The organism is Sodalis sp. RH21, from assembly GCF_047324175.1.
Classification (GTDB): domain Bacteria; phylum Pseudomonadota; class Gammaproteobacteria; order Enterobacterales; family Enterobacteriaceae; genus Acerihabitans.
The window spans coordinates 1,608,623-1,629,539 of sequence record NZ_CP178732.1 but is presented as its reverse complement, the minus strand read 5'-3'; the positions used below and the strand labels follow the sequence as shown (position 1 = coordinate 1,629,539).

Here is a 20,917-nt window from a genome sequence, read left to right as displayed (position 1 = left end):
TTAAACCTGATTATATGCATTGATCGTTTCTTGCGCGCAACGCCGCCAAGAAAAAAGTTTTGCCCGTTCCAACCCCGCGGAGATAGCAGCCTCACGCCAGAGGGCATCTTCTAGGCTCTGCCGTATTGATGTCGTAAATCCGTCGGCATCCAAAGGATCGTGCATTAACGCACAGTCGCCGACGACTTCGGGTAATGATGAACTGTTGGAACACACCACGGGAACCCCCGACGACATGGCTTCCAGCACCGGCAAGCCGAACCCTTCATAAAGCGATGGGAAAATAAAGGCCCGCGCGCCGGCAAATAGCCAGGGTAAATCATCCGCCCGGGCAAAACCGAGATAACGCAGCCACCCTTCCTTTTCGGCCTGTTCGAAGCGCGCATGCAAAGACTCGCTGCCCCAGCCTTTAAAACCGCAAATCACCAGCGGATAACGCTGGCGCAGGGACACCGGCAATTGCTGATAAGCATCCAAGAGCGTTTTAAGATTTTTGCGCGGTTCAATGGAGCCGGTAAATAGCGAATATTGCCCGGCGGACAAACCAAAGGGTAACAGCGCCTGATTAATCTGCTGCCCGTCGCGGGGGTAAAATTCGCCGCTGCTGGCCAGCCTGGCGGTGACGATTTTGGCCAGCGGATAATTAAAATATTGGGCTAATTCTCGCCGGGTAAACTCTGAATCCGTAATTAATACTTTGGCCCGGCGCAGCGTCAGGGACAACTCTTTATGCATAAAACGCACCCGCTCCGCCGGGTGGCATTCCGGAAAGCTGAACACGGAAAGATCGTGAAAAGTGGCCACGCAATTATCCACCCCCGGCGGCAGGTAAAAGTTGGGACCATGGTAAATATGCTGCGGATAAGGCTTTAACGCCCGGGTTTTCAGCCAGGGCGCGGTTAGCCGATACAACTCGGAGGCCAGCCTGCTGCGCTGGACCATGCGTTTGAGGCCGGTATTTCGGGGGGCGGTTTCGCTAGCCGCGGGGATATCCCGGCTGATATGCCGTCCCTGAAGAAATAAAAGCTCAGACAATTCTGAGCTTTCATATGACTGCAGCGCCTTGGCCAGTTCATAGGTATAACGGCCGATGCCCGTTAATGGATACTTGATCGGGTCGGTGCCGAGAATAACTTTCATAGGGTCAGCTTTCCAGCATCCAGCGCAGGGTATCCTGCAGCGGAGGCGAACTCCATTCCCCAATAATGGAACGCAGCTTGCCCGCATCGCCACACAGGGTTTTTACCTCATTGGCCCGGACAAAGGCCGGATTAACGGTGATTTGCAACTGATGGCCGGTAATCGCCGCACACATCGCCACCGCTTCGCGCAGCGAGTACGTTTGCCCGGAACAGACATTGACCGTCTCCCCCGCCGCGCCTGATTGAATCAGCCCCAGGTAGGCTTTGGCCAGGGCGCGCACGTCGGTAAAATCACGCCATACGTCCAGGTTGCCCAATTCAAGCACCGGCGCTTTTTCTTTAAAATGTTTGACGATTTTCGGCAACAGAAAGTTTTCCGCCTGGCCGACCCCGGTATAATTAAACGGCCGCACCAGGATTACCGGCAGCTTATCCAGCCATAACCGCGCCATGTATTCCATCGCCACTTTGCTGACGGCGTAATCGTTGGCGGGATTAAGCGGGGTCGATTCATCAAGCCGGCCTTCGCGGCTGTTGCCATAGACATTCGCGCTGCTGGCCAGCAGCACCGCATCGGGCGCCATGCCCGATCGGCCGATCGCTTCCAGCAAGTTGCGGGTGCCCACCAGGTTAACGTCATAAAAGGCGTTGGCGTCGCCGTGGCCGACAAACGCAATGGCGGCCAAATGGATCACCACGTGCGGCTGAACCTGCGCGACCACGGCGGACAGGGCCGGCAAATCGGCCAGATCGACCTGGAAGTAATTCTGCTCATCCGACGCGATTGAACCCAAACCAAATACCCGGTATCCGGCAGCGGATAACTCCGCTGCCATATAATGGCCGGTGAACCCGTTGATTCCGGTAATCAGGGCTCTTTTGCCATGGTCGGCCATCAGAATGAGAAACCTTGCTCATTGCGGCGCATATCGGCCTCGACCATCATTTTGCACAGGTCTTCCAGCGACGTCTTAGGCTCCCAGCCCAACACGTCCTTGGCCTTTTGCGCATTACCAATCAGCAACTCCACCTCGGACGGACGGAAGAATTTTGGATTAACCCGCACCAGGGTCTTGCCGGTATCGGTATCAATCCCCACTTCCTGCTCGTTATGCCCATCAAAACGCAGGTTGAATCCCGCGGCTTTAAACGCCATGGCGACAAAATCGCGCACGGTTTCGGTACGGTTGGTGGCCAGTACAAAAGTATCCGGCTCGTCTGCCTGCATCATGCGCCACATGCCTTCGACATATTCCTTGGCAAAACCCCAGTCGCGCTTGGCATCCATATTACCCAGTTCCAGCACATCCAGCTTGCCCAGCTTGATTTTAGCGACGGAATCGGTAATTTTGCGGGTGACGAATTCAAGTCCGCGCAGCGGGGATTCGTGGTTGAACAAAATGCCGCTGCAGCCGAAAATACCGTAGCTTTCGCGATAGTTGATGGTCATCCAATGGGCATAAAGCTTGGCCACCCCGTAAGGGCTGCGCGGATAAAACGGCGTATCTTCCATCTGCGGGATAGCCTGGACTTTACCGAACATCTCGGAAGTCGACGCCTGGTAGAACCGGATTTTAGGGTTAACGATACGGATGGCTTCAAGCAGGTTCACGGGACCGATGCCGGTAATCGCCGCGGTGGTGATAGGCTGTTCAAACGAAACGCCGACAAAGCTCTGGGCCGCCAGGTTGTATACCTCGGTGGCGCCCGATTGCTGGAGTAAACGGATGCTATTGGACAAATCGGTCAAATCATATTCAACCAGATGCAGATTCGGATTCTGGTCGACGCCAAGTTCCTTAAGGCGCCAAAAGTTAACCGAGCTGGTACGGCGGTAAGTGCCATACACGGCGTAGCCCTTTTCTAATAATAACGCCGTCAAGTAAGCGCCGTCTTGTCCGGTAATACCGGTAATTACTGCAGTTTTCATAACTATTCCTATCAATGACTATCATCATTATTTATTGCAACTTACTCAAAGGTAGTTGCGCTAATAACTGTTGCGTACTTTCTTGCCAGGTTAACCAAGGTATATTTTTCGAGTCCGGCACCCTGCCGCCGGCGTTTAGTTCGAGCCAGTCCAGCACCGCTTTCTCCACGCTTTCCGGCGTTTCGCCCTGGAAGTAAAAGGCATGCTCGCCGGCGACTTCACGCAGCACCGGGATATCGCGCGCGATTATCGGCAGCCCCTGCTGCGCCGCCTCGATGATCGGCAGGCCAAACCCTTCCGCCAGGGAGGCGACAATCAACACCTGGGCGCGAGAATATATTTCGCTCAAAAAATCATCACCGATACCGCTAAGCCAGAATAATTTTTTATTAAGGGCGCTATGCCCTTCTATTTTAGCCGCTAACTCGTCAACACCCCATCCTTTTTTACCTACGATGACCAAAGTGCAGTCAACGCCCTGCAGCCATAATTTGTCAAAGGCCGCCAGAACCTGGGCATGGCCTTTGCGCGGTTCGACGGTGCTCACCATAAGGAAAACCGGGCTGCCGCTCATTTTATGCAGGATATAATCCGCATTATCGGGCCGGCCGGCAGACGGCGCGCTGGCATCAATGTCAGCCCCCAAATGGAAGTGGCCGATCTTAAGGTAAGGATTGGTATGGATCTGGCCGGCATTGTCCTGGAGCCATTGTTCTAATTCTTGCGCCACGCTATTAGAAATACACACCAGGCCATCGGTATGCTCGGCCAGCGATTTGATCCACAGCGGGAATGCGGCTCGTACGTTGGTATCCGTCCATTCGGGATGAAGCAAAGGAATGAGGTCATAAACAATATAATAAACCTGCGCCCCGGTTTTCCGGATGTGATCCAGTTGGGTATTCAAATAGGGGAACAGATGGGCCGTCAGATCCAATCCAAGCAGAATGTCGCCTTTGGCAAACAGTACGGGCTCGTCATCACCGTAATCCGCCCCATAGTTGTCTGCTACATAGCGATTGGCATAATGGAATAACTGCCCCATTTGGCAATAAACCGCCCTGACCGAATACCCTTCATAACCTTGTTCCAACATACAGGCCAATACGCTGCGCACCACCCGCTGGATGCCGGTACGGGCATCGTGTTGCACCAGCACCGAAATATCCACCAGCAGCTGTTTTTGATGGGTGCGATAGCTATTTTTGGCCAACGACCAGGCCGCGCCGAGCTTATCCAGATCGGATAAATCCGGTTGCGCGATATTTCTGATCTTTTTCACCGCCAGTCCTAGTGCGGTTTCCGGTAACAGCGTCGGTACGGAATCGCGCTTCAGGCTGCGTTCAAACGCATCCACCGCCGTCTGGGCGCATTTATCCCATGAAAATAAGCTGGCCTGATGCTTGGCATTATCAAGCAGCTCCTGGCGAAAGATTTCATCGGTCAAGGCTTTTTCCATCATTCGGGCCATATCCGTCACATTGTGCGGATCAAACATGGCGCCATCCCAGCCCATCACTTCCGGCAGGCTGGTGGTATTGGACGCAATGGTGGCCGCGCCGCAGCACATAGCCTCTAACGGCGGCAGACCAAAGCCTTCATGAATGGACGGAAAAACAAAAAGCTTGCAAATATTATACAGCGCGACCAGATCCTCATCCGGAATAAAACCGGTAAAAGCGATCTCGGATTCCTGCAGCCCATGTTTTAAGGCGAGGCTTTTCAACCGGGCTTTATCATGAGGTTTGATTTGGCACGCCAGCACCAAGGTATGTGCTGACCTAACTTCAGGAGACAGTAGCCCATAAGCATGGATCAAGGCTTCAATATTTTTCCGCTGCTCCAGCACGCCGATGGTCATAACGAATTCGCCGGTGATGCCATACGTTTTCAGCAGGCGTTTCTTTTCTATCTCATCAATACTGACAATCTTAAAATGGTCGTCCGTAGCCGAAGAGATATTGATCACTCTTTTATGCGCGATATCCGTATGTACTTGCACTTCATTTGCAGCAGAAGCGGAAATAGCGAGGATACCATCCGCCATCTCAAGCTCACGCAATTTATTCAGATAAAACTTCCGATATTCGAGATCGCAAAGATAAACATCTTTATTTAGCAAAGGAATTAAATCATAAACAATCGAGAAATTGCGCGCCCCGTTTGCCTGCTTTAATATAGAGACAACAAAATCGTCAACATAACCTTCACTGAAACTCATGTTACAGATAATATCGGGATTAATATTGGCAATGGCCAAATCCCGGCATATTTTTGCCGCCTGATTTCTGGCGCGATTAGCAAGATCATAATAAGCGATCGGCCCGTGTGCGGAAAAAACAAAAATCTGCTCCGGTGGGATCAGCCCGTTAAACTCTTGTTTTACCGCATTGGTGATATTATTCGGATACAAGCCGTTCAATAACAAGCTGACTTTGTGGCCTGCCGGGTTTCTGATTATAGCTTTTGCCAGAGATAATGTATAACGACCAATTCCGCGCAGTCTGCTTTCTGACTGGCAGCTTTGCATATCTAACAAAATGTGCAACTTCTTCCCCTTACTTAGCATTCCATAGAAATTTTACTTTTTTATTTTCAAGTAAATATCTTCCACCGAAGGCGGCCGTTGGCTGTCATCATTATAAGAAATCAAAACTTCGTCATGGGACGAGTTTACGACTTCAGGTTCGTGTCGGGTTACAGGAAAACAACGCTGGTAAAATTTAAGGCTGAGATTATAAAGACCCGTCACACGCAGCGTACGTAACACCGCGCGTTTGAGCGACGGCCGGCGACGGATAAAGCCGCTAAGCCTGGTCAAAATATACCTAATCGCTTTTTTGCCGATCGGCTGGTTGACGGTGGTTTTGATTGGTTGCCCCACCTTGCGCCACCAGGCCGTCATCTTCCATGAACGGCTGTGTAACATAGCCTGGATATGCCGGTGCAACCGGTCATTTTCAGCCGCCATCCTGGCAAGTTCGCCGGCCAAACGGCTGTTTTCGCCGGCATAATGGGCAAGTTCACCCGCCAACCGGGTGCTTTCCGCCGCCCAGCGGGCAAGCTCACCCGCCAGTTGGCCATTTTCGATTGTTGACTGGGACAGCGCATCCGCCAGGCGACCGTTTTCCGTTGCGGATTTGGCGAGTTCCTCGGCCAGCAAGCCATTTTCGGTGGCCGATTGGGCAAGCTCACCCGCCAATAGGCCATTTTCATTCGCCGACTGGGCAATATGGCCCTCCGCATCTTCAAGGCGGCGGGTCAGAACGTCATGTTGTCGCGGGTCAAAGGCGGCGGCGTTGTTTCCGCCGGCAGGTGGAAGCGGCGGGATACGCTGCTGTAGCTCCAAAAGCGCCTGTTCCAGCGACGTCACTCGCTGATCCACCCGCTGCTGGTCAAGATGCTGTTCCAGTTCAACCACGCGGCCCAGACAGTTATTAACGCGAGTATGACAGTCGCTCACCAAGGCATCGACCAGATGGATATGGGTCTGGTTGTGCATCATGACTTTTTCCTGCGCGCCAATCCACAGCTCGATGGCGCTCAGCGCGTTTGCCATACCGGGCAACGTGCTTTTTTTCAGGAATAGCGCCTGCAGTAACGCAAAACTCCAGTCCGCCGTGGGCTGCTGCCAAAAGGCGTAAAGCCAGTTGGCGTATGGGGCCGGGAGGTTAAAGGGGCTCAGGGCCGCCGGGCGCAAAAAACCGCCGCTAACCGATTCCGGAATCACGATTTCATTGACCAGAATGGCAAATGATTGGAATAGATCTTCAGGCCAGACGCAGTCTTGTTTTAATGGGGTGATTGAACCGTAGTCAATGATGCGCGCCTGCTGCCGATCGTCAACCATGATATTCCAGGTTCTGAGATCGTCATGATACTGGCCATTTTGTTCCAGAATGACTAATTGCTCCAGTACCTGGCCTAGCAGCGCGTCGGCATCGATAGGTTCGGCAAGCTTGATTTTATCCATCAGCAGCTTGCCGGGAAAGCGCTGCATGACCAACCATCCATCCACCTCATTGAGGCCGGAGGAAATAAGCCGCGGTGCGGGGAAACCCGCCGCAGGATCGCTCAGGAATGCAATTTCATTTTCCAGCTCAGTGCGATTGCGCGCGCTTTCGCGGGGCAGTAGGTTACCCGTAGAGGTTGAAAAATAGTACAGCTTGCAAATCGTTTCCTGACTGAAATAGTACCGGCGGCTGCCTTTATGGGCCAGGCCCGCTTCCGCATACGGATGCACGCTCCACCGGGTAAACGGCTGGCAATACTCGCCGAAAATAAGATGATCGTTGCTGATCAAATACATCGGTCGGGCGATAGCGGACAGATGGGTATCAAACGTGGCCAACTGATGATAAAAGCTGCATTGTTCGATCAATTCACGGGGATCGCCAGGCTGCGAAGGCCCCCAATAAAGCGGCTCTTCTTTCAGCGCCAGCTCCACAATCAGCCCATGGACCGAATCGGCCAGATGTTGTATCCACGTTTTCACCTGGGCGAGGCCATGCTGATGAACAATGTGGTGAAATACGCTAAGGCCAATCGCCAAATCATATTGCCCGGCTTCAAGCTGTTCTATAACTTCTTCAATCCGGCCGATGGAAAAGCTGATGGATAAATCCGGATGTTCGTGCGCCAACGCATTACAGACATCGATATTTTCCTGTAAAAAATCGATACCTTGCACCGAGGCGCCTTTGCTGGCCAGGCTCAGGCTGAAAAATCCTTGCGCGCAACCCAAATCCAGTACGCGTAACGGACGGCCCAGTTCACGGGAGAGGGTATCGTAAACTTGGCTGATGACGTCTAACCGTTCATTGCAATCACGAGAAACATCGCCATCCCATTCCGGATGACCATAAATAGTTTGATAAACTTCAGGCAGTGCTGACACTAGATCTTGTAAGTTTATACTCATGTCTTCTACTTACCTTTAATTGAATTAATTATAGCTTTCAAATGTCGATTTTAAATCGATAACGCCCCAAAATTCCATCGCCTTGCTCACGTGGAGGATAATGGAATCATAACGGCGGTCGAGGGGGGTCATTTCCGCTGGCGGGGCGCCGGCGGAAATACCAAATGACAACAAATAATCCCCTTGATTTAAATTGACAGGGAAGCTGAATTTAAAAACTTTCACGTCGCCACGCCGGGCTGAGACATGTTCCTGGCCTCTGGACGTTAAGAATGAATTGGTGCCATAGAGGAAAAGGCCGTCTAAGGTTTTAATTAAAATTCCCGGCACCACATTGTCATAATCGGCTTCGAATACAACCTTATAATAAAAATCCGTAATGCTATTACTTTCAATACTGGACGGAAAGCTTTTCCCGCCAACCTGGATATCATAGTCAATAATTTTGGCGCCGCCTTGCCCCCAGCGATATTCTTCCTGGCGGTATCCCGGGCGGGTATGAAAAATATCATCGTGATTTTCAAGTGAGACCGCGGTGCCGGCCAATGTAGCGCGTTCCGTTGCTGACCGCACGCTTTCGTCAGACTTGCCGAACAGTTCATCCAGGTAACGGTTAGTCACGTCCCTGGAGGTGCCATCCATGCCAATGGCGCCATTTTTCAAAAAGATGGCGCGGTCGCAGTGTTTGACAATATCGCCTGCGCTGTGCGATACCAGCAATAATGTGGTGCCTTGCTGCTTGAATTCAGCAATACGCGCGTAGCATTTCGCCTGGAATCGCGAGTCACCCACCGACAGGGCTTCGTCGACAATCAAAATATCGGGGCGCGAGGATGTCGCCACGGCGAACGCCAAACGCATTTGCATGCCGCTGGAATAAATACGCACCTGTTGATCGATATAATCGCCGATATCGGCGAAACGTTCGATATCCGGCATTAACCGGGTGATTTCTTCCCGGCTGTACCCCATCATCAGGCCCGACATATACACATTTTGCCGGCCCGTGAAATCAGGGTGAAAACCCATGCCCAATTCCAGCAACGCGGCAACGCGGCCCTGGGTCTGGATGGTGCCTTCGGTCGGCTGAGTGGTGCCGGTGAGTAATTTTAGCAGCGTGCTTTTGCCCGCGCCGTTTACCCCCACGATACCGACCGACTCCCCGGCTTTTATTTCAAAGGAGATATTTCTCAGCACCCATTTTTTCGAATGCCGCTCCTGATTGCCAGGCATCAGTTTTTCCGCTATTCGTTGCCATTTGGAAGAATAGTATTTATAGGCTTTGCCGACATTACTTACTGAAACACTTATCATTATAATTCGTCCACAATATCAGCCGAATGCTTCTTGAACATCCTCCAACCCACGCCAAATAAAATAATGGCGGCGATGGTAACCGGCAGGAGAGAGTTAAAATCAGGGCTCCGGTGATAGAGCAATATATTCTGATAACTGGCGACAATGGTTGCCATCGGGTTATATTTTAACGCATCGCTCGCCCAGTCAGGCAATGTCTTGCTGACATAGACTATCGGCGTAAACCAGAACCAGAATTGCAGCAAAATGCCGACGAATTGGCCAACATCGCGGACAAAGACGTTCATCACCCCAAGCACCACGCCCAGGCCAACGGTAAATAGCATCTGAATAAACAATACCGGAATAATCGTAAAAAACACCCAGCCGGGGAAATTACCGGTAACGATGAGAAACACCATGAACAGCGAGAATATAATCAAAAAATTAATAAACGATGAGCAGGCTACGATTATCGGCAAGCAAATACGGGGGAAGCTTAATTTTTTAAGAATATTGGCATTGGTGAGAAACACGTTAACCAGGCCATTGAGCGTTTCGGCGAATAATCCCCAGGTCAGCACCCCCGAGCACAGGTAGATGCTATACGCAAAAGGCGTATTCATATCCGGCAGGCGCGCCCGCATCAATTCCGAGAACACCAGCGTATACACGGCGATCATGGCAATGGGCTGCAGCACCAGCCAGATAGCGCCTAAAAAGCTGCTTTGATAACGCGACTGGAAGTCCCGTTTGATACTGTCGATGATAAAACCACGATAACGACTGATACCACTAAGCAAGGCATGTAACATGTGTTATTTACCACCCAGAAGCTTCAGCATCTCAGCGGTTATTTCCTGCATGAGCATAATTGGATTCCTTAAATTATGGCCGGCAAGCCCGGGGACAGATTTTCACCCCGTTAACCTTGGCGGCCATCGGCTTAGAACAGATAGGTTGCGCAATCCGGCGTCTGGCTAATTGCGGCCATAGTGGTCTTTGATACGAATAACGTCATCATCGCCGAGATAGGAACCCGAACGCACCTCAAGCAATTCAAGCGTGATTTTGCCCGGATTTTCCAGCGTATGGACTGCGCCGATCGGAATAAAGGTGGATTGGTTTTCCGTTAGCAGGAAGGTCTTGTCGGCAATGGTCACCTTGGCCGTACCGGCCAGGATAATCCAGTGCTCCGCGCGGTGATGATGCATCTGCACAGAAAAACTCGCACCCGGTTTAACCGTAATGCGATTGACGTTAAAGCGGTTTTCCGCGACCACCAGATCGCACCGCCCCCAGGGACGATACACTTCGCGATGCCGGCGATATTCGCTGCGCTGGTTGGCCTTAAGATATTCCACCACGCGCTTGACGTCCTGCACCTGGGATTTATCCACCACCAGTACCGCGTCCTTGGTATTGACGATAACCAGATTTTCCACGCCAATCGCCGCCACCAGCTTTTCGTCGGTATTAATATAGCAGCCGTGCGTATCATGCAGGAAAATATCCCCGGTCAACGCGTTGCCGTCTTGCTCTTTTTCGTTAACTTCCCACAAAGCGGACCACGAACCCACATCGCTCCAGCCCGCATCCAGGGGCACCACGACGCCATGCCGGGTTTGTTCCATTACGGCATAATCAATGGATTCGTCCGGACAGGCGGTAAAACGCTCCTGATCCACGGTAATAAAATCGCTGCCGCCCACATTATGATCCAGGGCCTTGCGGCAGGCATCAAGAATATCCGGGCGGAATTGCGCCAACTCTTCCAGGTAGCGTTTGGCGCGGAACATAAACATCCCGCTGTTCCAGTAATACTCGCCGCTCTCAATATATTTTTCCGCCACCACCTGGCTGGGTTTTTCGACAAAACATTTAACCCGGTAACCGGTAGTGCCATCACCGGTGGGTTCACCGCGCTGAATGTAGCCATAACCGGTCTCGGGACCGGTGGGGACAATGCCGAAGGTGACCAGGCTATCTTTGCTGGCAAACGGAATGGCCGCCTCGATCGCCCGGTGAAACGCCGGGATATCGTTAATCACATGATCGGCGGCCAGGACCAGCAGTAACGGATCGTCGCCGTTGGCGCTCGCATTCAGCGCGGCAAGCGCTATCGCGGGCGCGGTGTTGCGGCCGATAGGCTCAAGGATAATATTATTGGACAGCTTATCAATTTCACGCAGCTGTTCCGCCACCATAAACCGGTGTTCTTTGTTGCAAATCACGACAGGCTCGCGCACCTCGATACCTTTGAGACGCAACAGGGTTTCCTGTAGCATCGAGTTCACACCGTGCAAGCGCAAAAATTGTTTCGGGTAAAGCTCCCTGGACATAGGCCACAACCTGCTGCCCGTGCCGCCTGCCATGATAACTGGAAGTAACATTCCTGTTCCTTAAATCACATCTGTCTAGTTATGCGCACTATTATAAAACAAAGGGTTATGCGCTAGATGCATCAACGAAATAAAAAATTGGCACGCTACCGCCCTTGGCTCGCAGCTACCAATTCACTGACCTCGTGAAACCGAGGCATAAACCACCGATTCCGGCACTTATCGCCGCTTGGCCGATTGTATTACCGTTGCGGGGAAACCTGAGCGCTTATCAAGCCTGGGTCCCCTCCGCCGGCAACAAAATTTGGCGTCTCATGCTACCATCACTGTAAGTGCTTTTCTTCAAGATAATGCGCCATGCCTTGATTCCAATCCTTGCGCCAGGCTTAAAGATTGCGAGATCCCTGGCCCTGCCGATGGGTAGTATCGGCATTACCTGCGCCCACTCCATTTTTTTCGCCAACAATCGCCGCTAAAACCCGCAATATTATCATAGAGAACCTCGTTGGGAGAGTCATTGCGGCAAATCAGGGGGGTAAACTAGCCTTCCGTAAGGCATGCAGATAATCTGAAAAGTGAACTATTGCTTAAAGAGGCATCTTTTAACCAACATTAATTATTCGCGCCGCAATCGTAGGTGATAAAATAAGCGATTGGCAATCGGAGGAATCGCATTATGAAAGGATTACGGCATGGGGCCGGCAATACGTTAAAAAAGCGGGTAACGGTAGCCGCGCTAATCGCGGGTGCCGCATACTGCTACTATCAGCCAACCCTTCCGTTTTCTTCCCTATGCGCGCTTTGGCCCACTAATCCCTGGCAAATAGTCAGCGGGCTGGGAGCAACGGCATCAAATCCCCTTCCCGCTGGCCCTGGCGCGGAGGAAATGGAATATCAGTGGCAAAATCCCATAACCTTAAAGCAGACAGTGCTTGGACAAGGCTGGATAGTCAAACAGCTATCCAAAGATAAAGATGTAGCCGCCAGTTCATTTATCACCGATGACATCGTGGTAAACCTCAGCATCGTCCGGGCGAGTAATCAGACACTGACTGACCTGGTTAATCATTTGAAGACAAGTGATGCCACTTTGCGATTTGTGAATCAGGGCTTTTTTGGCCGTACCGGCAATCTGCCGAACTGGACGGGCATCGCCACCAGCCGAGACGATCATACTAAAAAGTATGTCGTGCATGTCACCAGCGCCGCCACCGGCTATGGGATACTCATCGGCGCCCTGGCGCAGCAAACCGCGGGCAGCGTGAGCCGGCTTGAAACGCTGATGGCTGAACTTGATCTTACGTTTAAAGATAATTAGGGATGCAGCGATTCAATACAAACGTGGGTAGCACGTAGTTGTGTAAAATTGCATAATAAAGTCCACAGATAAATGCATAACCACCATCATTTTGATGGTAATATTTAGTAAAAGTAATTGCTAATTTACTTATATATTGATTATAGTAACAACCGGGTTAAATATTATTTTTCGTTCTATTTTCCCTCATGATATATCGCCAAATCAAAATTAATCTTGATCGGGAATTCAATCTTGTTTACTGTATTAATGCTACGGGTAAAACCTGTAGCCGGGTGTGACAACCTGAAAACAAACGACGTTAAACGCGCTTTAGCGCGCTCTTTTGTTTGATGGAGAATTGTCATGTCCAATTTGTATGAATGCATGGTTGATAAAAATATTAGCTTTATTAAAAAAACGGGTGCGTACACCCTTTTAGGCCACATTAGCCGGATCGGTTATAAAGATTTTACAGTCGATCTGCGCGGTTGTGATATCACCACTATACCCGGCATGCTGATTATTTATGGTTCGCTGCAATTGCAAGGATGTAATATTAGTGAACTACCACATGAGTTAATGATTTACGACTCGCTGGATCTGCGTGATACCGCCATAAAAGTATTGCCGAAGGATTTGGAAGTGGGGGGCTCGCTATTATTAGGCAATAGCGGCCTGACTGAATTGCCTGCTGCTTTTTATGTCGGCAATGAATTGGATCTGCAAAATACCCCTATCCGCCAGTTACCCGAGCGACTTTATGTGGGTGGCGATCTGAACATCAAAGGCACCGCCATCACCGCCCTCCCCGACGATTTGTTTGTCGGCGGCCAGTTGCTGCTGGATGCGGCGAACATCACCACAAACCTGGCGTTCCGCCAGGTCGATTTGGCCACTATCGCCGATGAGATGAAAAACAAGAGCAGCGTGCCGTTTAATCTGGTGGATTTTATCAATTGCGAACCGAATGGCGATGAACTTTTATCCCACCTGACCGTATTTGCGGTGAGGCTACAGGATGAAATCAAAATCTCTGCCGGCTGCTTTTATGGCACAGTTAATGAGTTTACCGGTATAACTGTTACAAGTAGCATTAAAAGTAAAGTACAAGAGTGTATTGATGAATTAAGCGCTGCTGCTTAATATACTCTCTCATAATAATCAACCACTAGGAGTGAGTGCCGAAATTATACTGCTTTCAGTTTAGCATTATTACGCGTTCACTCCAGATAAAAAGCTGCATTTAACGAAAATGATATAACAAGCATTATTAATTCCATCCATATAATTTCATTAAAACACATTAGTAATTTATTCCCTGCCACCCTACTTTCCAATTGACAGTGTAATTACAAAACAGTAAAGTGCACCCAGCTTGTAATCATATCTAAGCATTCAATAACAAAAAGATGCTCAAAAGCATTCAATTATATTATTATCAACCTTTTGGTTGAATACCGCGTGCTTGCAACTCTTTTCGCAACATGCGTTTAATCCAGGCAGCAAGGGACGTATCGCCGTCATTACGCGCCTGCTCCTCAAGTTGCGCGCGCAGTTCATGCGCAAGTCGCAATTGGTATTGATCGGTTTTAATCGTTTTATTGAGCATGGAAGTTACATTAATATAATTAGGTTGAAAACAATTGCAGCCTATATTTTAACGACAAACAAAATATAAAGGCATTACCCTAAATGATATTTTTACAGGGTAGGCGATTAATAACTCACATTGAAGGAGCTCGCGCTATGGCCATGCCGAAGTGTACCCAAACTCGCCCTGAATTTCAGCATTGTTTTTATCTTAAAACCAGAGCTTATAAATGCCATGCTCCCTATTCACAGCCGGGGGAGAAGATGCCAAATTACTTTTTGACTATGATTTCGCACCTCAACCCGATGCTGTCAGGGCAGATTCTCGTAGCATTGCGGAAGGTGAGCCATGGCTAATTTTTATCAGATTTTAGTAGAAAAAAACATCACCTTTATCAAATCTCCGGGCGGATACGTACTTGCAGGTTATATAGGCAATACCGGCTATGATGAGTGCATTATCGACCTGTGCGGCAGTAGTGTTACCAGACTGCCTGAAAAGCTGATCATTTATGGGACATTGGTATTGCAAGGATGTGATATCAGCGAACTACCTTGTGGCATGAAAGTCCATGGTTCACTGGACCTGCGGGATACACTGATCAAAATGCTGCCAAACGACCTGCAGGTTGGGGGGTCGCTTTTCGCGGCCAACAGTTGCCTGCAAGAACTGCCTAGGGGATTTAGCGTGGGAGGCACATTGGATTTAGAAAATACGCCGATCCGGCATTTACCTGATGAAATGTATGTTGGAGGCGATCTTAATATTAGAAGCACCGGTATTTCAAGACTGCCTGATGGCGTGTTTGTTGGGGGGAAAGTTTTACTTGATCGTCCAAAATAAATTGTCGTTCAAGGAAAAATATAAAAAAGTTAGCAAAGTGACTTTATTTTTGAGGGGATCATTGACTGTACCATCAACAATGAGTAATTTAAAACTACGATCAGCCCTGTACGCAACGATATCTCACTGGCGGCAGAGGATGAAAAACCGACCAGGTGTCGGTTTTTTCATATCTAAAGAATAGAGAACCGTGCGCATCGTTTTTTATTGGTGGATATAACATTTTTACTGGCCACTGGCTCGCACTTCCTGTAAATATCTTAACATGCCAGCGCCTTTATCACATATTTGCCGTGTCGATAGTCCTTGTTTCACAAAAGGTCTTTGTTGATCGTTCCACTTCTAAAGAAGACAGAATATTAATAAAATTGCCGCCCTGCCAATGACAGACCGGCTCTATCAATTATGCTATTTTCCCCATGCAATAATTTAACGCTGCAATCCAATCTGACGGACGGATACCATAAGCCGCGATCTTTTCACAGGATAACGTTGAATATGCAGGGCGATGAGCAGCTGTAGGATATTCAGCGGTACTTATCCCTTTAATCAGCGGGCTATGGCTGATTAGCGTCAGCGAGTTTGCAGTGGCGACAATGTCATCCGTGAACTCTTTCCATGAGACTTCCCGGTCACCGCAGAAATGATAAATCCCGCCGGCATTCTTTTGTTGGGCAATTTTAATTATTGCTTGAGCAATATCACCGGCATAGGTTGGACATCCGCGCTGGTCATCAACAATACTCAGGCTATCTCGTTCACGAGCAAGCCGCAGCATCGTTTTAACAAAATTATTGCCATACTCGCTGAATACCCAAGCCGTGCGGATAATGATAGACTGCGGATAAATTTGCAACACAGCCTTTTCACCCTCAAGCTTGGTCACGCCATATACGCTCAACGGATTGGTTGCATCGGATTCTTTATAAGGTACCATCGACGTACCGTCAAAGACATAGTCAGTGGAAACATGCACAAAACCAGCGTTAATATTTTTGGCTGCTTTGGCCAAGTTTTCCGGCCCTTGCGCATTGATACGTCGAGCAAGTTCGGATTCAGATTCCGCTTTATCTACCGCCGTATAAGCTGCCGAGTTAACAATCAAGTCAGGTTGAAACTGGTTTACCACTTGGTCGACCTGATGGGCATGCGTGATATCCAGTGAATCGCTATCAGTGGCCATGATCTGCCAATCAGCGGGAACACGATCCTGGAAGCAGCGACCAAGCTGACCGTTGGCCCCGGTAAGTAATACTTTCATATTCACAGATCCTTTAATAGCTTGCCCAGTTTATCTTTTTCAGATAAGAGGGGCTGTGTTACAGGCCAATCAATCCCCACCGCCGGATCGTTCCACAGCAGGCATTCTTCATGCTTTGGATTATAATAATCGGTGCATTTATATTCAAAATCGGCCACATCTGTCAGCACTACAAAGCCATGAGCTAATCCGGGCGGAATCCAAAATTGTGTCTTGTTCTCTTCGGATAATAAAACCCCCTCCCACTGACCATAGGTTGGCGAATTTCGACGGATATCAACCGCCACATCAAACACTTCTCCCCGTACCACCCTAACCAGTTTGCCTTGGGGATTTGTTTTCTGAAAATGTAGCCCGCGCAATACATTTTTAGAAGACCGGGAATGGTTATCCTGAACAAAATCCAAGTCTATTTCTAACAATGACTGATAACGCTGTTTTTCAAACGTCTCCAAGAAAAAACCTCGAGCATCACCGAACACTTTAGGCTCGATGATTTTTACGCCATCAATTTTGGTCTTATGCACTTTCATTGAAATGTTTCCCCGGCAACTTGGATCAAATATTGTCCATACTCGGTTTTGCTCATTAGCTGTGCTTCTACCAATACCTGCGCCTTGCTTAACCAGCCTTTGTTGAAGGCTATTTCTTCCAGACAGGCAACTTTAAAGCCCTGCCGTTTTTCAATAGTATGGATAAACACAGACGCTTCAATCAGGCTTTCGTGGGTACCGGTGTCCAGCCAGGCAAAACCGCGACCCAATAACTCTACGTTTAACTGATTCTGCCTCAAGTACAACTCATTAAGGGTAGTAATTTCTAACTCGCCGCGAGCAGAAGGTTTGACCTGCTTAGCCAGTTCTACTACCTGCTCGTCATAGAAGTACAAACCTGTAACCGCCCATTCGGATTTGGGTTTAACCGGTTTTTCTTCCAGTGACAATACCCGGAATTGGTCGTCAAACTCCACCACGCCAAAACGTTGAGGATCGACCACATGATAGCCAAATACCGTTGCGCCAGAGGTTCGGGCAGCCACATTTTCCAGTTTGGCACCAAAGCTCTGGCCGAAATAGACGTTATCGCCCAAAACTAAAGCGCAGCGATCGCCATTGATAAATTTTTCACCAATCAAGAATGCTTGCGCCAGGCCATCAGGACTTGGCTGGATGGCATAAGTAAAATTAACGCCAAAACGACTGCCGTCACCCAGCAAACGCTGAAATGCCGGCATATCCTCCGGCGTAGAGATAATCAGGATATCTCGTATGCCGGAAAGCATTAACACCGAGATTGGATAATAAATCATGGGTTTGTCGTACAGGGGGAGCAACTGTTTAGATACCCCGCGGGTAATTGGATAAAGACGAGTCCCCGTTCCGCCAGCCAGTACAATACCTTTCATAAGATTCACCGATTCCTGATGTATTATTGTAAACCAAGGCGTTCGCCTGAATAAGATCCGTCCTGAACACGCTGCCACCAGGTCCGGTTGTTCAAGTACCATTCCACCGTTTTACGTATTCCGCTTTCGAATGTTTCCAATGGCTGCCAGCCCAGTTCCCGTTTAATCTTGGCACCATCGATGGCGTAACGCAGATCGTGACCGGGCCGATCGGTAACATAGGTAATTAAATCTTCATAACGGCTAACTCCCGACGGCTTGTTAGGAACCAATTCATCCAACAAAGCACAGATAGTCTTGACTACCTCAATATTTTTACGTTCGTTGTGGCCGCCGATATTATACGTTTCACCTAAAACACCAGTGGTCACTACCTTATATAAGGCACGTGCGTGATCTTCCACATATAACCAATCGCGGATTTGCGCGCCGTTACCGTATACCGGCAATGGCTTGCCTGCGATAGCGTTCAAGATCGTCAGGGGGATCAGCTTTTCAGGGAAATGATAGGGGCCATAATTATTGGAGCAGTTGGTGACTAAAGTTGGCAAGCCATAGGTACGGTGCCACGCCCTGACCAAATGGTCGCTGGATGCTTTTGAAGCCGAATAGGGACTGCTAGGGGCATACGGAGTGGTTTCAGTGAAGAGGTCATCGGTGCCATGCAGATCGCCGTAAACTTCATCGGTAGAAATATGATGAAATCGAAAGGCAGATTTGCGCTTGTCATCAAGGGCCAGCCAGTATTGACGGGCAGCCTCCAGCAAGGTATACGTCCCAATGATATTGGTTTCCATAAAAGCCGACGGCCCGTCGATGGAGCGATCCACATGACTTTCTGCCGCCAGATGCATTACCGCATCGGGCTGATGCTGTTTAAACACCCGATCCAATTCTGCGCGATCGCAAATATTGACTCGCTCGAAGCTATAGCGGTCATTGTTGCTCACATCGGCCAGTGATTCGAGATTGCCGGCATAAGTCAGGCTGTCGACGACTAAAGCCTGATCCTGTGTATTCTCGATAATATGCCGAACAACGGCTGAACCAATAAAGCCGGCGCCACCTGTAACTAAAATTTTCATATGGAATGCATCCCTTAATTAATTCTTATTGCTGACAAATTACGCCAAAACTCATTCATTATGACAATACACAATGACAATACACAAATACTAAGTTAAGAAGAAGTAAATTTAAGCGCAACATGAAACCTTTAACACTCTAAAAGTGACACTGGTAAAACTACATGACACTATATTTTTCACCAAATAATTACAACAAACCATGACGGACATTAACACTTAATATGCACCATCCCGTTTCAAAACAACATTGATGGTTTTAAACAGGATTGCTATATCATTCCACAGAGACCAGTTTTTAACGTACCATGCATCAAAGTAAACCCGAACATCGTAATCTACATCATTTCTTCCGCTGACTTGCCACAAACCGGTCATTCCAGGCTTGGCCATCAAATAATAATCAGCATCACCGGCATAACGTTCAAGCTCTTTCTCAATGACCGGCCTAGGCCCGACTAAGCTCATCTCGCCTCGGAAGACATTCCAAAGCTGCGGCAATTCATCAAGGCTGGTTTTACGGATAAACTGACCGACTTTCGTAATTCTGGGATCGTTTTTAAGTTTGAAGTCTTTATCCCATTCGGCCCTGGCTTCAGGGCTGTTTTCCAGCAATTCCGTTAATACTTCTTGTGAGTTCAGGACCATCGATCTGAATTTAAGACAGCTGAATTTCTTGCCGTTCAAACCTACCCGCTCATGGCCATATATAGGTTTTCCGCCATCACGCGAAACTTGGTAAAGTATAAAAAGAATTACCGGAGCGAGGAAAAGCATAATTATTGCTGAACCCACTATATCAAAACCACGCTTTAAAATTCGTGAAGAGCGCTTTGCCAGATTATTGCTCACCCGAAGAATCATGACTTCGTGACTGAAAATGAAAGACATGTCCGTGCCGTATAGTGGCACTCCCCGTAAAGTAGGAATAACCGATACTGAACGACAGTCGTGCTTAGCCAAATTTTTTAACCAATAGTCGCGGTCAGCGTGCTGTTCAAATTCCACCGCCACGATAAATTGCGTATTATTGACATCGACTAAAGACCATAGCTCCGATTCTGCGTGTAACACAGGTTTATCAAGCAAGGTGGTAATTTCATCAGAGCCAACGGCATAAAACGCAATAACATCAAATCCTAGTATCTCTTCGCTCTGCAAAGCATAATAAGCATCACTGGCATTTTTATTAGATCCAATAATAATAGTTTGTTTTTTCCACATACCGAAGTAATTTAATATGCGCTTAACTGCTGCGCGCGCCAGCGGTATACTTATGCAAGCAAATACCCAAGTAAAGAACCACACATAACGTGATAGCTCCCATTTAGAGAATGCAACAATAGCCAGATCAATTACTGAAAAAATAAGCAAGGTCCGTAATACTTCTTTCAACTCGAACCAAAATGGTTTGCGATATGTATAATGCCGCAATCTTGTCCAAAACCATGTAACACACACGATTGATAAAATTACATGCGAATAATATCTAGCATGAATTTCACTTTTTGGAATAAAAGCATATAAATTTTCAGACATCATATCTATGACGACAAATGCAGCAATCAGAGACAGGTTAAAAAAAAGCAGGTCTGAAAAAGCCAATGCAACTTTGGCCATAAAACTTTGAAATGAGGAACTATATTTTTTCATATAAGCTCTTTTTTAGCAATTGATGTTAGCACCACAAAAAACACCTAATATAAGTGGACTGCATCGTCTTATTTAAATTATTAATGCCACTTTAGGGGGAAGAATATCAATAGAAAAAATGATATCTTAAGTATCGGGTAAAAAAACG

Annotated in this window: 17 protein-coding genes; 3 read left to right on the top strand and 14 right to left on the bottom strand. The window is 48.5% G+C overall.

Annotated elements, in window-relative coordinates:
* The 8 genes from ACL2XP_RS07480 to ACL2XP_RS07445 form a co-directional block, all read right to left on the bottom strand.
* Nucleotides 1-1,140 (bottom strand): glycosyltransferase family 4 protein, encoded by a 1,140-nt coding sequence (locus ACL2XP_RS07480; protein ID WP_413738031.1) that lies wholly within the window; start codon nt 1,138-1,140, stop codon nt 1-3.
* Between the two features lie 4 nt (nt 1,141-1,144).
* Nucleotides 1,145-2,038, bottom strand: a complete 894-nt coding sequence (locus tag ACL2XP_RS07475; RefSeq protein WP_413738030.1) for a GDP-mannose 4,6-dehydratase — start codon at nt 2,036-2,038, stop codon at nt 1,145-1,147.
* Nucleotides 2,038-3,072, bottom strand: coding sequence for a GDP-mannose 4,6-dehydratase (gene gmd / locus ACL2XP_RS07470; RefSeq protein ID WP_413738028.1), 1,035 nt, complete (start codon nt 3,070-3,072; stop codon nt 2,038-2,040). The genes ACL2XP_RS07475 and gmd overlap by 1 nt, the downstream gene beginning before the upstream one ends.
* A gap of 31 nt (nt 3,073-3,103) precedes the next feature.
* A complete protein-coding gene (locus ACL2XP_RS07465; protein ID WP_413738027.1) occupies nt 3,104-5,119 on the bottom strand; it encodes a glycosyltransferase family 4 protein in 2,016 nt (671 codons plus the stop codon).
* Between the two features lie 534 nt (nt 5,120-5,653).
* Nucleotides 5,654-7,993, bottom strand: coding sequence for a methyltransferase domain-containing protein (locus ACL2XP_RS07460; RefSeq protein WP_413738026.1), 2,340 nt, complete (start codon nt 7,991-7,993; stop codon nt 5,654-5,656).
* Nucleotides 7,994-8,017: 24 nt separating this feature from the next.
* Complete coding sequence (locus ACL2XP_RS07455; protein ID WP_413738025.1) at nt 8,018-9,307, bottom strand: ABC transporter ATP-binding protein; 1,290 nt, start codon at nt 9,305-9,307, stop codon at nt 8,018-8,020.
* On the bottom strand, nt 9,307-10,092 hold the full coding sequence (locus tag ACL2XP_RS07450) for an ABC transporter permease (RefSeq protein ID WP_413739110.1): 786 nt from the start codon (nt 10,090-10,092) through the stop codon (nt 9,307-9,309). Before ACL2XP_RS07450 ends, ACL2XP_RS07455 begins: the two co-directional genes overlap by 1 nt.
* A 177-nt stretch (nt 10,093-10,269) precedes the next feature.
* Entirely contained in the window at nt 10,270-11,682 is a 1,413-nt protein-coding gene (locus tag ACL2XP_RS07445) for a mannose-1-phosphate guanylyltransferase/mannose-6-phosphate isomerase (RefSeq protein ID WP_413738024.1), read from the bottom strand.
* An 835-nt stretch (nt 11,683-12,517) separates the two neighbouring features.
* On the opposite strand from ACL2XP_RS07445, the gene ACL2XP_RS07440 reads away from it, so the two are divergent.
* Both ACL2XP_RS07440 and ACL2XP_RS07435 read left to right on the top strand, forming a co-directional pair.
* Entirely contained in the window at nt 12,518-12,949 is a 432-nt protein-coding gene (locus ACL2XP_RS07440; RefSeq protein ID WP_413738023.1) for a hypothetical protein, read from the top strand.
* Nucleotides 12,950-13,294: 345 nt separating this feature from the next.
* A complete protein-coding gene (locus tag ACL2XP_RS07435; protein ID WP_413738022.1) occupies nt 13,295-14,074 on the top strand; it encodes a hypothetical protein in 780 nt (259 codons plus the stop codon).
* Nucleotides 14,075-14,369: 295 nt separating this feature from the next.
* Here ACL2XP_RS07435 and ACL2XP_RS07430 read toward each other — a convergent pair whose 3' ends face one another.
* The gene (locus tag ACL2XP_RS07430) at nt 14,370-14,540 is read right to left on the bottom strand and encodes a hypothetical protein (RefSeq protein WP_413738021.1); all 171 of its coding nucleotides are present in this window, start codon (nt 14,538-14,540) and stop codon (nt 14,370-14,372) included.
* A gap of 330 nt (nt 14,541-14,870) precedes the next feature.
* Here ACL2XP_RS07430 and ACL2XP_RS07425 point away from each other — a divergent pair, with 330 nt between their 5' ends.
* Nucleotides 14,871-15,365: a hypothetical protein gene (locus ACL2XP_RS07425; RefSeq protein WP_413738020.1), complete on the top strand. Its 495-nt coding sequence runs from the start codon at nt 14,871-14,873 to the stop codon at nt 15,363-15,365.
* A 403-nt stretch (nt 15,366-15,768) separates the two neighbouring features.
* Here the strand turns inward: ACL2XP_RS07425 and rfbD are convergent, their stop codons facing one another.
* From rfbD to wbaP, 5 genes are all read right to left on the bottom strand, one after another.
* Nucleotides 15,769-16,626: a dTDP-4-dehydrorhamnose reductase gene (gene rfbD, locus ACL2XP_RS07420; RefSeq protein WP_413738019.1), complete on the bottom strand. Its 858-nt coding sequence runs from the start codon at nt 16,624-16,626 to the stop codon at nt 15,769-15,771.
* 2 nt (nt 16,627-16,628) lie between these two features.
* The gene (rfbC, locus tag ACL2XP_RS07415; protein WP_413738018.1) at nt 16,629-17,159 is read right to left on the bottom strand and encodes a dTDP-4-dehydrorhamnose 3,5-epimerase; all 531 of its coding nucleotides are present in this window, start codon (nt 17,157-17,159) and stop codon (nt 16,629-16,631) included.
* On the bottom strand, nt 17,156-18,031 hold the full coding sequence (gene rfbA / locus ACL2XP_RS07410; protein ID WP_413738017.1) for a glucose-1-phosphate thymidylyltransferase RfbA: 876 nt from the start codon (nt 18,029-18,031) through the stop codon (nt 17,156-17,158). The genes rfbC and rfbA overlap by 4 nt, the downstream gene beginning before the upstream one ends.
* A gap of 23 nt (nt 18,032-18,054) precedes the next feature.
* A complete protein-coding gene (gene rffG / locus ACL2XP_RS07405) occupies nt 18,055-19,116 on the bottom strand; it encodes a dTDP-glucose 4,6-dehydratase (protein WP_413738016.1) in 1,062 nt (353 codons plus the stop codon).
* Nucleotides 19,117-19,335: 219 nt separating this feature from the next.
* Nucleotides 19,336-20,769, bottom strand: a complete 1,434-nt coding sequence (wbaP, locus tag ACL2XP_RS07400; protein WP_413738015.1) for an undecaprenyl-phosphate galactose phosphotransferase WbaP — start codon at nt 20,767-20,769, stop codon at nt 19,336-19,338.
* Between the last annotated feature and the right edge of the window lie 148 nt (nt 20,770-20,917).

Coding starts and splice junctions, on each gene's coding strand:
- ACL2XP_RS07460 (WP_413738026.1), bottom strand. CDS start 7,993: ATGAGTATAAACTTACAAGATCTAGTGTCAGCACTGCCTGAAGTTTAT.
- ACL2XP_RS07475 (WP_413738030.1), bottom strand. CDS start 2,038: ATGGCCGACCATGGCAAAAGAGCCCTGATTACCGGAATCAACGGGTTC.
- ACL2XP_RS07465 (WP_413738027.1), bottom strand. CDS start 5,119: ATGGCGGATGGTATCCTCGCTATTTCCGCTTCTGCTGCAAATGAAGTG.
- ACL2XP_RS07425 (WP_413738020.1), top strand. CDS start 14,871: ATGGCTAATTTTTATCAGATTTTAGTAGAAAAAAACATCACCTTTATC.
- rfbD (WP_413738019.1), bottom strand. CDS start 16,626: ATGAAAGTATTACTTACCGGGGCCAACGGTCAGCTTGGTCGCTGCTTC.
- ACL2XP_RS07435 (WP_413738022.1), top strand. CDS start 13,295: ATGTCCAATTTGTATGAATGCATGGTTGATAAAAATATTAGCTTTATT.
- ACL2XP_RS07480 (WP_413738031.1), bottom strand. CDS start 1,140: ATGAAAGTTATTCTCGGCACCGACCCGATCAAGTATCCATTAACGGGC.
- ACL2XP_RS07440 (WP_413738023.1), top strand. CDS start 12,518: ATGGAATATCAGTGGCAAAATCCCATAACCTTAAAGCAGACAGTGCTT.
- gmd (WP_413738028.1), bottom strand. CDS start 3,072: ATGAAAACTGCAGTAATTACCGGTATTACCGGACAAGACGGCGCTTAC.
- ACL2XP_RS07445 (WP_413738024.1), bottom strand. CDS start 11,682: ATGTTACTTCCAGTTATCATGGCAGGCGGCACGGGCAGCAGGTTGTGG.
- rffG (WP_413738016.1), bottom strand. CDS start 19,116: ATGAAAATTTTAGTTACAGGTGGCGCCGGCTTTATTGGTTCAGCCGTT.
- rfbA (WP_413738017.1), bottom strand. CDS start 18,031: ATGAAAGGTATTGTACTGGCTGGCGGAACGGGGACTCGTCTTTATCCA.
- wbaP (WP_413738015.1), bottom strand. CDS start 20,769: ATGAAAAAATATAGTTCCTCATTTCAAAGTTTTATGGCCAAAGTTGCA.
- rfbC (WP_413738018.1), bottom strand. CDS start 17,159: ATGAAAGTGCATAAGACCAAAATTGATGGCGTAAAAATCATCGAGCCT.
- ACL2XP_RS07455 (WP_413738025.1), bottom strand. CDS start 9,307: ATGATAAGTGTTTCAGTAAGTAATGTCGGCAAAGCCTATAAATACTAT.
- ACL2XP_RS07430 (WP_413738021.1), bottom strand. CDS start 14,540: ATGCTCAATAAAACGATTAAAACCGATCAATACCAATTGCGACTTGCG.